Origin of the sequence: Cypionkella psychrotolerans, assembly GCF_001294535.1 — a bacterium.
GTDB classification, from domain to species: Bacteria; Pseudomonadota; Alphaproteobacteria; order Rhodobacterales; family Rhodobacteraceae; genus Cypionkella; species Cypionkella psychrotolerans.
In genome coordinates, this window is sequence record NZ_LGIC01000063.1 from 1 (window position 1) to 13064 (window position 13064).

Annotated in this window: 9 protein-coding genes and 5 pseudogenes; 7 read left to right on the forward strand and 7 right to left on the reverse strand. The window is 59.3% G+C overall.

The features are described 5' to 3' along the window. Positions 1-21: 21 nt before the first annotated feature. A pseudogene (locus AKV04_RS13010) lies at positions 22-1251 on the forward strand (IS3 family transposase). Between the two features lie 28 nt (positions 1252-1279). On the opposite strand, the gene AKV04_RS13015 reads toward AKV04_RS13010, so the two are convergent. The 3 genes and pseudogenes from AKV04_RS13015 to AKV04_RS13025 all read right to left on the reverse strand — a co-directional run. Next, positions 1280-1615, reverse strand: coding sequence for a hypothetical protein (locus tag AKV04_RS13015; protein WP_156317522.1), 336 nt, complete (start codon positions 1613-1615; stop codon positions 1280-1282). Positions 1616-1808: 193 nt separating this feature from the next. Continuing rightward, positions 1809-3314, reverse strand: a complete 1506-nt coding sequence (locus tag AKV04_RS13020) for a calcium-binding protein (protein ID WP_054006862.1) — start codon at positions 3312-3314, stop codon at positions 1809-1811. 251 nt (positions 3315-3565) lie between these two features. After that, positions 3566-3973: pseudogene (locus AKV04_RS13025) on the reverse strand (IS481 family transposase); the annotation flags it as partial. Between the two features lie 58 nt (positions 3974-4031). Between AKV04_RS13025 and AKV04_RS13030 the strand changes: the two are divergent. Both AKV04_RS13030 and AKV04_RS27575 read left to right on the forward strand, forming a co-directional pair. Continuing rightward, positions 4032-4553 (forward strand): ABC transporter permease, encoded by a 522-nt coding sequence (locus AKV04_RS13030; RefSeq protein ID WP_156317523.1) that lies wholly within the window; start codon positions 4032-4034, stop codon positions 4551-4553. Between the two features lies 1 nt (position 4554). Then, positions 4555-4689, forward strand: coding sequence for a hypothetical protein (locus tag AKV04_RS27575; RefSeq protein WP_268871796.1), 135 nt, complete (start codon positions 4555-4557; stop codon positions 4687-4689). Between the two features lie 202 nt (positions 4690-4891). On the opposite strand, the gene AKV04_RS13035 is transcribed toward AKV04_RS27575, so the two are convergent. The 3 genes from AKV04_RS13035 to AKV04_RS13045 form a co-directional block, all read right to left on the reverse strand. Next, the gene (locus tag AKV04_RS13035) at positions 4892-6946 is read right to left on the reverse strand and encodes a membrane-bound PQQ-dependent dehydrogenase, glucose/quinate/shikimate family (protein WP_235815638.1); all 2055 of its coding nucleotides are present in this window, start codon (positions 6944-6946) and stop codon (positions 4892-4894) included. Then, positions 6927-7286, reverse strand: coding sequence for a hypothetical protein (locus tag AKV04_RS27170; protein WP_054006864.1), 360 nt, complete (start codon positions 7284-7286; stop codon positions 6927-6929). Before AKV04_RS27170 ends, AKV04_RS13035 begins: the two co-directional genes overlap by 20 nt. A 281-nt stretch (positions 7287-7567) precedes the next feature. Further along, positions 7568-8089 carry an MFS transporter gene (locus AKV04_RS13045; RefSeq protein WP_202905617.1) on the reverse strand — a complete coding sequence of 174 codons (522 nt, stop codon included), beginning with the start codon at positions 8087-8089 and terminating at the stop codon, positions 7568-7570. Between the two features lie 186 nt (positions 8090-8275). Here AKV04_RS13045 and AKV04_RS13050 point away from each other — a divergent pair. After that, positions 8276-9226: pseudogene (locus AKV04_RS13050) on the forward strand (IS481 family transposase). A gap of 201 nt (positions 9227-9427) precedes the next feature. Here the strand turns inward: AKV04_RS13050 and AKV04_RS27985 are convergent. Then, positions 9428-9601 (reverse strand): annotated as a pseudogene (locus tag AKV04_RS27985) (IS481 family transposase); the annotation flags it as partial. A gap of 502 nt (positions 9602-10103) precedes the next feature. On the opposite strand from AKV04_RS27985, the gene AKV04_RS13055 reads away from it, so the two are divergent. The 3 genes and pseudogenes from AKV04_RS13055 to AKV04_RS27175 form a co-directional block, all read left to right on the forward strand. Beyond that, the gene (locus AKV04_RS13055) at positions 10104-11921 is read left to right on the forward strand and encodes a PHA/PHB synthase family protein (RefSeq protein ID WP_082351637.1); all 1818 of its coding nucleotides are present in this window, start codon (positions 10104-10106) and stop codon (positions 11919-11921) included. 35 nt (positions 11922-11956) lie between these two features. After that, entirely contained in the window at positions 11957-12445 is a 489-nt protein-coding gene (locus AKV04_RS13060; protein WP_054006865.1) for an MBL fold metallo-hydrolase, read from the forward strand. Positions 12446-12502: 57 nt separating this feature from the next. Continuing rightward, positions 12503-13064 (forward strand): annotated as a pseudogene (locus AKV04_RS27175) (transposase); the annotation flags it as partial.

Here is a 13064-nt window from a genome sequence, read left to right on the forward strand (position 1 = left end):
GAGCCAGGGAAGGGACGGACGATGAAGCGAACGATACGAACGGAAGAGCAGATCATTGGGATTCTGCATGAGCACGAGGCAGGCGCAAAGTGTGCTGATCTGTGCCGCAAGCATGGCATGTCGGAAGGCACTTTTTATGCTTGGAAGGCGAAGTATTCTGGCATGACGGTGTCGGAGGCCAAGCGGCTGAAGGCGCTTGAGGACGAGAACGCGAAGCTGAAGCGGCGGCTGGCCGAGCAGATGCTGGACATGGCGGCGATGAAAGATCTGCTGTCAGAAAAATGGTGACGCCCGTCGTGAAGCGCGAGGCTGTCGCGCATCTGAAGGGCTTTTTCGGGCTGTCGGAACGGCGGGCGTGTCAGATAGCTGGGGCGGACCGGAAGATGGTCCGCTATCAATCGCCGCGTGCACCGGATACGGCGTTGCGGGGCCGGTTGCGGGATCTGGCCAATGAACGGCGTCGGTTCGGGTATCGACGTCTGTTCATCTTGCTCAGGCGCGAAGGCGAACCTTCGGGCATCAACCGCATTTACCGGCTCTACAGCGAAGAGGGGTTAACCGTCCGTAAACGCAAAGCGCGGCGCAAAGCCATTGGCACACGCGCGCCGATCCTGATTGAAGCCCGCGCAAACGCCCGCTCCCTCTCACGGTTTGCGGGCAAACCGTTGCCGGGCAACGGGATCGCTGGACTTCGTGCACGATCAGTTCGCCTGCGGACGGCGTTTCCGCATTTTGAATGTGGTGGATGACGTTACGCGGGAATGCCTCGCAGCGGTCCCGGATACCTCGATTTCAGGCCGCCGCGTTGCGCGAGAACTGGCGACACTGATCGAAAGACGCGGTCGCCCAGGGTTGATCGTCAGCGATAATGGGACGGAACTGACTTCAAACGCGATCCTGAAGTGGTGCGCGGAGCAGAAGGTAGAATGGCACTACATCGCACCGGGAAAGCCAATGCAGAATGGCTTTGTCGAAAGCTTCAACGGCAGAATGCGGGACGAGTTTCTGAACGAGACGCTGTTTCGCAACCTCGTCCATGCCCGAGATCTGATTGCGGCCTGGGTCACCGACTACAATACCGCGCGGCCCCACTCCGCCCTCGGCTACCAGACACCAGCAGGCTTCGCCCTGCACCTGAGCACCGCAATCGCCCGACCCGCTGCACGCGATGAAAGTTCCGCGCGCCGGGCGATTGCTCAAACCGCGCCGACAGGCGTAAAGGACCAATGGGCTCCGGTCGTGGCTGGATGAAATATCAGTGGCACGTCAGGAGCACCGCTTACGAATGGCTTTTCGTCAGGGCAAACACGATCACTTCCCGTGACAGCGAGGGCACGCGGATTGGTTCCGGCAGAACCTCGCACAAGTGTCTTGGCACAAACATTGGGTCTGACAAGAGCATGATGAGGGCAGGGTGCAGGGCCAAAGCATCTTCGGTCCAGGCAATTGCGGCTTTCGGTGACGTATCGTTGCTTTCACTCCGGAACAGCGAAAGGCAATGCACGGCCTTTTCCCGAAGCGTCCGTTGCAGGGCTTGTGACATACGAACTCGTTTTGGAATCAGACCGTTGCGCACGATATCGCCCAACATTGACAGATCGGCGTTGTCGGCCAACTGCAGCAGCGTCACCGAAAGAGGGTAGCCAAGCGCCGATCAGAGGCACGATCCCGGAGACAGTAAGATCTCTCTGGTTGATGGCCGCGCGGCGCCCGGGGTTGTGGGGCAGCCCAAAAAATGGGGTCAGCCCGACGGCCCGCCCCATTTTTCAGCGTCGGCCGCAGCGCGCGGCGGGATGCCGCGATCTGGATCAAATGATCAGGAACTCATCCACACCGAAGCCAGCCCGATTGGCCCCGACATTGGCAAACACCTCGCCGGCGGCACCGCCGACCCCGTCCGCGTCATAGAAGAGATTGCCGGTGTCGGTTTCATAGATGATGTGGTCGGTGGCCCGCTCTGCAAGCCCCGTGAGGTTGGCGGCAAAATTCTCCGACGCCAGCGCGCCTGGTGTCAGCGCTGTAAACACCGCGTCTTCCAGTTGGATCAGATCATCTGCCGAGACATAGCCGGTGATCTGATCGCTGTTCGCCACCCCGATCGCCGCGTTGAACACGAACACATCCGCCCCCGCACCGCCGGTCAGCACGTCTGTGCCGGCACCGCCCGACAGCGTGTCGCTGCCAGCGCCGCCGGAGAGGCTATCGTTGCCGTCGCCGCCGTAGAGGGTATCGGTGCCGAAGCCGCCGTAGGCCGTATCGCTGCCGTCGCCGCCATAGACAACATCGTTGCCGCCGCCGCCAAAGAGGTTATCGTTGTCTGCGCCGCCAGACAGCGTGTCATCGCCTAGGCCACCGTAGAGTCTATCGTTGCCGGTGCCGCCAGACAGCGAGTCATTGCCGGTCCAGCCGTCAAGCAAATCGTTGCCGGTGCCGCCGTAGACCGTATCGGCACCGGCACCGCCGTAGGCCGTATCGCTGCCGTCGCCGCCATAGATCGTATCGTTGCCCAGGCCGCCGTAGAGGCTATCGTTGCCGGTGCTGCCAGACAGTGTGTCATTGCCGGTCCAGCCATAGACCTTATCGTTGTCGGCGCCGCCGTAGAGGCTATCGTTGCCGACTCCGCCAAGCAGCGTGTCCTTGCCGTCGCCGCCATAGGCCGTATCGTTGCCGGCTCCGCCGTAGATGTTATCGTTGCCGACATCGCCATAGATCGTGTCATGGCCGTAGCCGCCGTGGACACTATCGTTGCCGACGCCGCCAGACAGCGAGTCATTGCCGATCCAGCCCAAGAGCAGGTCGTTGCCAGAGCCGCCATAAACCGTATCGTCGCCGGTGCCGCCGTAAGCCGTATCGCTGCCCTCGCCGCCATAGATAGTATCGTTGTCGGCGTCGCCGTTGAGATTATCGTTGCCGGTGCCGCCAGACAGCGTGTCATTGCCGGTCCATCCATGGATCGTATCGTTGTCGGCACCGCCGAAGAGGCTATCGTTGCCGGCGCCGCCATACAGCGTGTCGTTGCCAGTCCAGCCATAGATTGTATCGTCGCCGACGCCGCCGTAAAGGCTATCATTGCCAATGCCGCCAGACAGCATATCATTCTCGGCGCCGCCATAGCCCGTATCGTCACCGTCGCCGCCGTAGAGGCTATCGTTGTCGGCATCGCCAGACAGCGTGTCATTGCCATTGCCGCCGTAGATCGTATCGTTGCCTGCATCGCCGCCAAGGTAATCGTTGTCGCCATAACCGTAGAGGGTATCGTTGTCTGCACCGCCGTAGAGAGTGTCCGGCCCGTCAGATCCAGGAATAACTGGCATTATTTTTACTCCAAAATACTTATTGAAGGTTTTTGATTCGCTGCGGAGTCCAAAACAATGCAACGCGGGTGGCAAGGTGCCAGCAGCCTACGTCCACCGACGACGGCAAGCGTTATCCACCCCAGCAGCCGAGCTGCGCCCTTCCAGAGTAGCATAAAACAGGTCTTGGTGCGCGCTTTTTTTTTACACGCTAAGCGGATGTTGACTCTATATGTAGGCGAAAAAGCAACCTTAAGTTGTTGGTTTTGACCCTAGGTGTTCAGCCCCGGCATCTGGTGGATCGGTTTTAGGATGAATCGATCCGGCTCTAATGTCCGGATTTTGCAGATGTATTCATAGGGCGTGAGGCCGTTCAGTGTCTTCAGCCTTCGCGCGAAGTCGTATGCCGCCAGGAAGTCGGCGAGGTGTGTTCGCGGAGGATTGTGGTTTTCGTAGTGGAACCGTTTCACGGTCGCGTCCTTGATCGTCCGGTTCCGTTGGCTGACAGGTGTTTGCCTTCAAACACCGAGAAGCATTCGCTCGATCTGGCCGTTCGTCCAAGGGTGGTTGGGCTTGGTCAGCCGGTGCTCGATGCCGTTGGCCTGGCAGATCATGTCCAAGCGCATCGGCCGGGAGTAGATGGTGTTGTGGTTCCGGAGCTGCTCGGCGAACTGGACGCCATAGCATTTTGGGAACGAAGCGCCATAACCGGGTCTCGGGTCTCTAGCCCGCGCGGCGCTGGCGCCGCTGACAGTCACAAGCATCGCGCTCTATAATCCGCAAGGCGGCTATGCCAGTTATGTGGTGCCCGCCGCGTTTGTGCTGATCTTGCAGCAGACGCTGCTGATGGGGATGGGCTTGCTGCACCCGGGGCGCAGGTTGCCTTCGGGGCGGCATCTTGCGGCGACAGTGCTGGCATATCTTGCGCTTTATCTTTTGTGGGTGGGCTTTACCCAGATCTTGCTCCCCTATCTTTATGGCATTCCGCGCATGGGCGATCTGGCCACCCTGCTGCTGATCGCGGTGCCGTTTATCTGTGCCTGCATCGCGATGGGTTTTGCCCTTGCGGCGGCGATACCTTGGCGCGAGGGAGTGGTGTTCTTCTTGGTGGTCATGGGGATGCCGCTGTTTTTTCTCTCCGGCATTTCCTGGTCTATCGAGATGATCCCAGCACCGCTGCACAAGCTGTCACTGCTTGTGCCTTCGTCCTCGGCCATATCTGCTTTTGTCGCGGTGGATCAGATGGGGCCACCCGCGTGATGTGGCGGCGGCGATCAAGACGCAGATCGCGCTGGCAATCGGCTATTCGGCGCTGGCCTTTGCGCTGTCATCGCTCTCGGCGGCCAAGCGGCGCAAACAGGCGCTCACGCCGCAGGCTTTCAAACCTGTGGCGTGAGGTTGACGATGCTCTCGCCTGGGCTGACTGAAACTGCCGTCGTGAATGCTCACATTAAACCGCATCGTGCGGCTAAACAGTTTGACCAGAGTGCCCGTATCCAGTTGGAAAAGCTCGTCACTTTCGTGGTCTCAAAGTGGGTGGATAGCCGCTACTTGCTTGCGTGAGTCAAATCGACGCCATGGTGTGCGTCGGTGCCGGGTTAGGGCAGAGTATAGGCCATGATGTAATCGCCGGGCTTGGTGCCGACCGATCCATGTCCACCCGCTACGATCACTACATATTGCTTGTCATCCACAGCGTAAGTCATCGGCGTGGATTGACCGCCAGCGGGCAGACGGGTCTCCCACAACTGCGCGCCTGTCGTTACATCATAGGCGCGAAAGTAGTCATCGACCGCTGCTCCAAGGAAAGCCAGACCCGAACGTGTGGTCATCGGCCCGCCAATGCCGGGAACCCCCAGCTTGATCTTCAGCGGCAGAGGAGACATGTCGCGCACGGTGCCATTCTTGTGCTTCCACACCAAATTTTCGCCCCGCAGATCGGCCCCAGCCACAAAGCCCCATGGCGGAGCTGTGCAAGGCACGCCAAGTGCTGACAGGAACGGTCCCATCACGACGCCGTAAGCCGTGCCATCATTGCGGTTCAGGCCCTGTTCGCTGGCCTTTTCATCGCCCTTGGGTGGAATCTCTGAAGCAGGCACCAGACGCGAGGTGAACGGCAGATAGGTCGGCATGCCGAACATCACCTGACGTTCTGGGTCCACCGCGACCGATCCCCAGTTAAAGGTACCGAAATTGCCGGGATAGACGATCGAGCCTTTCAGCGTCGGCGGGGTGTATTGACCCTCATAATCTAGTGAGCGGAATTTGATCCGGCAGGACAGTTGATCAAACATCGTGACGCCCCACATGTTTGCTTCAACAAGCGTCTTGGGTCGGAGAGTGAGCTTGCTGATAGGCTGGGTGGGCGAGGTCCAATCTTCGGGGATCGCTCCGCCCGGCGCGGGCAGTTCTTCGCGCGGTGACAAAGGCTCGCCCGTGCGACGATCCAGCACCCAGATGTCACCTTGTTTGGTGGGGCCAACAAGGGCGGGGATCACTGCGCCATCGCGGGTCAGGTCGATCAGCACCGGCTGGGCTGGCACGTCCATATCCCACAGGTCGTGGTGCACGGTCTGGCGCACCCAACGCAATTTGCCGGTGGCGATATCCAGCGCCACGATAGAGGACGAGAATTTCTCCACTTCTGGCGTGCGGTCATAACCCAACTGATCAGGCACCCGGTTGCCCATCGGTAAATAGACCAGCCCCAAGGACTCGTCATAGCTGAACACCGACCAGCTGTTGGGCGAGTTGGTGGTGTAACGCGCACCTGCCGTTACATCAATCGGGGTGGTCACGTCCGGATTTCCGCTGTCCCAGTTCCACAAAAGCTTGCCGGAATCGATATCAAATGCGCGGATGACGCCCGAAGGCTCTTTGGTGGAGAAGTTGTCGTTTACAGCGCCGCCGACAATGATCTTGCCTGCTGTGGCAACCGGCGGCGAGGTGGAATAATAGTAACCCGCCGGATTATACTCCATCCCCTGCTCCAGATGCAGGGTGCCTTGATCGCCGAAAAAGCTGCATGGCTTGCCGGTGTCGGCGTTCAGCGCGATCAAACGCGCGTCAGCAGTCGGCAGATAGACTCGGCGCGGACATTCCGCCAGCGCTCTGGTGTGTAGGGCGGTTTCCTCTGATGTCGCAGTGGCTGCCACAGTGGCGGGGGCCTCCCACCACGTCACGCCCCGACAGGTCTGGTGCTGACGATCCGGATTCATGCCGGAATTCGCGTCAAACCGCCAGTTCTCTTGGCCAGTCTTAGCATTCAGCGAGATTGCAATGTTGTGCGGAGTGCAGACGTAAAGGTTGTCGCCGATCTTGATCGGAGTCACCTGATAGGTGGTCTCACCAACGTCCTCCGGGCGCTTCACGTCACCGGTCTGATATTGCCATGCGAGCACAAGGTCTTTCACATTCGCCGGTGTGATTTGATCTTGCGGCGACCAGCGTTGGCCAAAGCTGGTACGGCCATACTGGTGCCATTCGCCATCGCCTGCCTCATTGCCGGTGTTTACCGCTGTGTGCATCGGTTGGGCCACGTCCTTGGTCAACTCGCCTTGGATCGCAGAGGGGTCCTGAAACATCGCATAACCCGCTACGGCAACAGATGCGACGACGACACCGCCCAAGGCCTTAGGAAAGCGTGCGGGCATCGTGGGGGGGCATGTCAGTTTTCAAGTTCTTCCAAGCGGAAGGCACCAACAGCAGCAAGCCAAGCAACACTGGAACGCCGCCGCGCGGGGCAAGCTGCCACCAATCAAAGCCAATTTCCCAGACGGCCCAGACCAGCGTGCCGCACAGTGTCAGCGCATAAACCGCCAAAGCCGCATGGCGCTTGCGGATCAGCAATACGCCGGTGGCCAAGAAGCCAATCCCCGCCAAGACGTAGTAAGGGCTGCCACCCAAGGTCAGCAACCATCCGCCGCCCAACACCAGAATGATGCCAAATGCTGCAAAGATGATGGCCAAGACCACGTTATAGATGTTTCGCAAAATGTTCTCCTAGCATGGAAACACCCGATCACTACGCAAGGCAAGCTAAGCCGCAGCGACGGAGATCCGTCTGAATGATACCGTTGCTCCGCATGGTTTTTCACGCGGGCTGCAGACTTGGGGCACTCAGGGTTTTCGCGTCGCCCAACGCAGCAAGCGTCGCACAGCTGCGCGGTGGCCGAAAGCCGTAAATGGCCGGGTGGGCGGCATCTGTAGGGCGAGATGATGCCCGGTCTTTCGTGCGAAGTGCAGAGCATCGTGTTCTGCACTTCCGCCTGCCGCTACGCCTCGCACTCTGCAAGAGTGGTGGTGGCGCGTTGACGCCCAAGCCAAACCAGCGCCAGCCCGGCAACCGCTATCATACCGCTGGCTGCAGGAACCGCCGCATAGCCAAAGTTCAGGCCGATCACCGCGCCACCCAAGGCAGCCCCCACGGCATTGCCCAGATTGAAGGCGCCGACGTTGATTGATGAGGCCAGACCCGGCGCCTCATGCGCCGCCGACATCACCCGCATCTGCACGGGCCGCACCAAGGCGAAGGCAGCAGCCCCCCACAACGCCATGGTGATCGCAGCCCCAACCTGAGTGGCAATCAAGAACGGCATCGCCAGCATAATCACCGCAAGCGCCGCCATGAAGATTACGGTGGCTCCATTTAGCGACCAATCGGCCATGCGCCCGCCCAGCCAGTTGCCTACATCAAAGCCAAGACCGATCAGCACCAGCACCAGCGTGGTGAAGCCATCCGACGCACCACTTTCACTTTGCAGGATTGGGGCGACATAAGTGTAAAGCGTGGACATCGCCGACGCCCGTCATTGTGGTGAGCATATCAATGTGCTGTATTTTGGCGGAGATCACATCCCACATCGGGATCGGGATTTCCTTGACTTAGTGGCATCGCGACTGTGGGCGTTTCTCGCAGCAACTAGGTGTTTGATCCCGGAGTTTGATGGTGCAATCTTTTCCTTGGAATGGAAGGAGGCATTGTGGGACAGATTCTTCACGGGAGCGCCACCACGACAGAGGCAATCCGTCGAGCAATACAAAATAGTGAAGAGAGCCTGAGGGCACTGTCGGCGCGTTACGGGATCAATCAGAAGACCGTTGCCAAGTGGCGCAAGCGGTCGTCGGTCGCCGATCTGCCTATCGGGCCGAGGGACGCCAAGTCGACAGTGCTGACGCCTGATGAAGAGGCGATCATCGTCGCGTTCCGGCGGCACACGCTGCTGCCGCTGGATGATTGCCTCTATTCATTGCAGCCTTCGATCCCACACCTGAGCTGATCATCCTTGCACCGCTGCCTTCAACGACACGATATCAGTCGTCTGCCCGAGGTCGAGGGCGACAAGCCTGCGAAGAGGAAGTTCAAGGCCTATCCGCTCGGCTACTTCCACGTTGATATTGCTGAGGTTCAGACGGCCGAAGGCAAGCTGTATCTCTTCGTTGCCATCGACCGCACCTCCAAATTCGCTTTCGTGGAACTACACCAGAAGGCCGGGAAAATGGCCGCCGCGGCGTTTCTGCGTAATCTTATCGCAGCCGTGCCCTACAGGCTCCACATCGTTCTGACCGATAATGGAATCCAGTTCACCAATCATGACCGGCACATTTATGCCTTCGAGCACATCTTTGATCGTGTCTGCCGAGAGCATGAGATCGACCACCGGCTTACCAAGATCAGACACCCTTGGACCAATGGCCAGGTTGAACGGATGAATCGGACGATCAAAGAAGCGACGGTCAAACGCTTCCACTACGACGACCACGACCAACTGCGAAAGCACCTGGCCAACTTCATCAGCGCCTACAATTTCGGGCGAAGACTGAAGACCCTCAAAGGCCTCACGCCTTACGAGTTCATCTGCAAACAATGGACAATCGAGCCTGAAAGGTTCACCCTAAACCCGATCCATCAAATGCCGGGACTGAACACCTAGAACGTACTGCCAAAATTGATGCAGCGCCGAGGCCAGACAGTTTGGCGCTTGCGATGGGTGCCGCGCATAGGCTGTATGGTTTGTGTATGGCGCCGGAACGGGGTCACTATCAGTTTCGAAATTGGCTGGAACAGGTGATGTGCCATGACAAGGATGGATCTTGCTGCCATGACTGCGACCCTTGATAAGCTGCCCAAGCTGTATACCGGACCGCGGCTCCGACGGCCCGGTCTTCATATCCTCGACCGTCGCGCGCTTGCGCCACTTCGGCACCGTCTTGGGGTTGATGCCCAGTTCCCGCCTCAGCTGCGCGAGCGAAGCTTGTGATCGCTGTATTGCTGCTCTGACGGCGTGCGCCCCTCTCGGTGAATGCATGCATTCACCTACCGGGCAACGGGATCGTGGCGCTCCCGTGACGAACCTGTCCCATGTTGCTTCCTTCCATTCCTGAGAAAGGATCGCACCATCAAACTGTGGGATCAAACACCTAGGGGCTACGAGACCATAAGCTCGCTGAACAGATTTGGACCCGATCACGCTGATCACCATATCGGCCCGCGGCCTTTAACCGCGCCGCAAACTGAGGCCTGACAGAAGACCGCACTCGATCTCGCCCAAAGGTCAGATTCTTCTTGCTTCCAGGACGGCAACCACAGAAGCGCAACAGCGCCAATCTTGCGCCACGGTGCTTGCATTTGAACACAACGTGCCATGGAGCAACTGTCGGTCACTTGTTCTGGATCAAGGTCACAGAACTTGGCACGGGCTATCTACTTTGTATGAGATTTGGGCCGTCTTGCTCAGACTTGAGCAATTTCCACCCGGGCTGTCCGCTCGGAAGACTGCTTGCTCGGACCCTTTGTCGGATGGCTTTCTGATGACCAACAAACCTGAGAATACCGTGCCGACATCATTGGTGACGATGCCAATCGACCCTGGCCCGGTTTCAGCATTGGCAAAGGGGCTCGGTGCTTCGCGGATGGAACATCCTCATCAGAATCTTGATCGTGGCGTTCGGGCGGCGATGGCGCGGTTGAGCGGGGGTGTTTCGACCCATGCCTTCATCGAGGCGTGGACCGATTGGACGTTCCACATGACTGAATCGCCCGGACGTCAGCTTGAACTTGCTGAACTTGCCCAGCAGAGCGCCCTGAAATTGATGGGCCTGACGACCACGCTCAGCCCCGATGCTGCGCCGCCGTTTACTCCAAAACCTTTCGATCATCGCTTTGATCATCCGGGGTGGAAGAACCCGCCATTTCTTATGTGGCAGCGGGGATTTCTTGCCGTGCAGGACTGGTGGGACCAAGCGACTGATCATCTGCGCGGACTGCGGCCAGAAAATGCCGACCGAACCCGGTTCATGGCGCGACAGGCGCTCGACACTGTTTCACCAGCGAACTTCCCCGCGCTCAACCCCGAGATCATCGCGGCAACTTTCGCCACGGGCGGGCGAAATCTGATAGAAGGTGCTGCACATTTTGCACAGGACATATTCAAGACCCTGACACAGACCCATGACCCCGCGCCGGAAGGGTTTCAGGTCGGGCAGGATCTGGCCTGCACACCGGGCGCGGTCGTGTTCCGCAACGAGCTGTTCGAATTGATCCAGTATGCGCCCCAGACCGAGCAGGTGCAGTCAGAGCCGATCCTGATCGTTCCGGCATGGATCATGAAGTACTACATCCTCGATCTGTCGCCGCACAATTCGATGGTGAACTACCTTGTGGGCCAGGGGTTCACGGTATTCATGATCTCATGGTGCAATCCGACGGGAGACCAAGCCGATTTGTCGCTGGAGGACTATCGCAAGACAGGGGTGATGGCGGCGCTGGACGCGGTCAATGTGATCGAGCCGGGCCGCAAGGTCCATGCTGTCGGCTATTGTCTTGGGGGAACGATCCTTGCGATCACCTCCGCGACCATGGCGCGCGAGGGTGACGATCGGCTGGCAAGCGTGACCTTGATGGCCGCGCAGGTGGATTTCGCCGAAGCGGGGGAACTGCTGCTGTTCGTCGATGAAAGCCAAGTCGCTTTCCTTGAGGACATGATGTGGGACCAGGGCTATCTCGACCGGCCGCAGATGGCGCGGACCTTCTCCACCATCCGGTCCGAGGATCTGATCTGGTCGCGGGCGGTGCGGCGCTACTTCCTTGGCCGGGATGATCTGCCGACCGACATGGGCGTCTGGGTGGCCGACACCACGCGGATGCCCGCGCGGATGCATTCGCAGTATCTGCGCGGGCTTTTTCTGGAAAACCGCCTGACGGCAGGGCGTTTTGCTGTCGAGGGACGGGTTATCGCGCTGAAGGATATCTCGGTCCCGATGTTCGTCATCGCGACCGAGACAGACCACATCGCCCCTTGGAAGTCGGTCTACAAGACACAGTTGTTTACCGACTGCGAACTGACCTTTGTGCTGACCAGTGGCGGCCACAACAGCGGCATCGTCAACGAGCCGGGCAATCCACGAAGCAGCTATCGCAGCGCACATCGTCCGGCTGGGGCCTTCTATGTCGGGCCGGAAGACTGGTTGGCGAAGGCCTGTTCACGGCAGGGTTCGTGGTGGCCGGAATGGCAGGGCTGGTTGCGCGCCATGAGCAGCGGTTTGGTCCCTTTACCCGCTGTGGGTGCACCGGAAAACGGCCTTCCGCTCCTCGGTCCAGCGCCAGGCTCCTATGTGTTCCAGACATGACAGGGCATCACCCCACTGCGAGAGGACAACCCCACATGCCGCATCCTCGCCTGACCTTCCACGGTGCCGCGGGTGCCGTCACCGGTTCCTGCTTTCGGCTGGAAACCGATCAGGGTCAGATCCTGATCGACTGCGGCATGTTCCAGGGGTCGAAAACCGAAAAGGAGCTGAACTACCGCCCCTTTCCCTTTGCCCCCAAAGCCATCGCTGCCGTAATCCTCAGCCATGCGCATATCGACCATTCAGGCCTTCTGCCGAAACTGGTGCGGCACGGATTCACCGGCACCATCCACGCCACCCCTGCCACGACCGACCTCGCCGGAGTCATGCTGCCCGACAGCGCCCATATCCAGGAAATCGAGGTCGAGCAGTTCAATCGCCGTGCTGCACGGCGCAATCGCGACCGTGTGGAGCCGATTTATGACAGCGAGGATGTCGACGCCTGCCTTTCCCTGTTCCGCCAGCATGACCTGAACGATTGGTTCGTCGTGCTGCCGGGCCTGCGAGCGCGGTTCTGGAACTGAATAGCCCCTAGATTTGTAGACGCCTTGCTTGGTAATTTTGGAAGCAAGGAGGACGATATGTCCACGAACAAATTCACAGATGAGTTCAAGCGCGATGCGGTCGCACAGGTCGAGGATCGGGGCTACCCGGTGCGCGAGGTGGCCGAGCGATTGGGGGTCAGCACCAAGTCGATCTACACATGGCAGAAGCAGTTTTCGCGGCCCGCAAAGGTGATCCAAGAGGTCGATGCGCAAGCTGATGAGATCCGCCGGTTGAAGCGAGATCTGCTGCGGGTCACGGAGGAACGGGACATCCTAAAAAAGGCGACCGCATACTTCGCCAGGGAATCCCGGTGAGGTATGCGTTTATCGCCGAACACCGGCCAATCTTTGCCGTCAGGGATATGTGCCGGATGCTGGCCGTTCATCCGAGCGGCTTCTATGCATGGCTGCGTGAACCTTTTTGTCAGCGTGCGCTGGAGGATCAGCGCCAAACGGTGCTGTTGAAGCAGGCTTGGGATGACAGCGGCGAGGTCTATGGATACCGCAAGTTGCATGATGATCTGTGCGACATGGGCGAAGACATCAGCCCCAACAGGGCTTGGCGTTTGGCGCGTCTAGCAGGGATAAGGGCCCAGAT

Bases quoted from the DNA above. Each gene is read 5' to 3' on its own strand.
- AKV04_RS13035 (WP_235815638.1), bottom strand. From the start codon at position 6,946: ATGCCCGCACGCTTTCCTAAGGCCTTGGGCGGTGTCGTCGTCGCATCT.
- AKV04_RS13060 (WP_054006865.1), top strand. From the start codon at position 11,957: ATGCCGCATCCTCGCCTGACCTTCCACGGTGCCGCGGGTGCCGTCACC.
- AKV04_RS13020 (WP_054006862.1), bottom strand. From the start codon at position 3,314: ATGCCAGTTATTCCTGGATCTGACGGGCCGGACACTCTCTACGGCGGT.
- AKV04_RS13045 (WP_202905617.1), bottom strand. From the start codon at position 8,089: ATGTCCACGCTTTACACTTATGTCGCCCCAATCCTGCAAAGTGAAAGT.
- AKV04_RS13055 (WP_082351637.1), top strand. From the start codon at position 10,104: ATGACCAACAAACCTGAGAATACCGTGCCGACATCATTGGTGACGATG.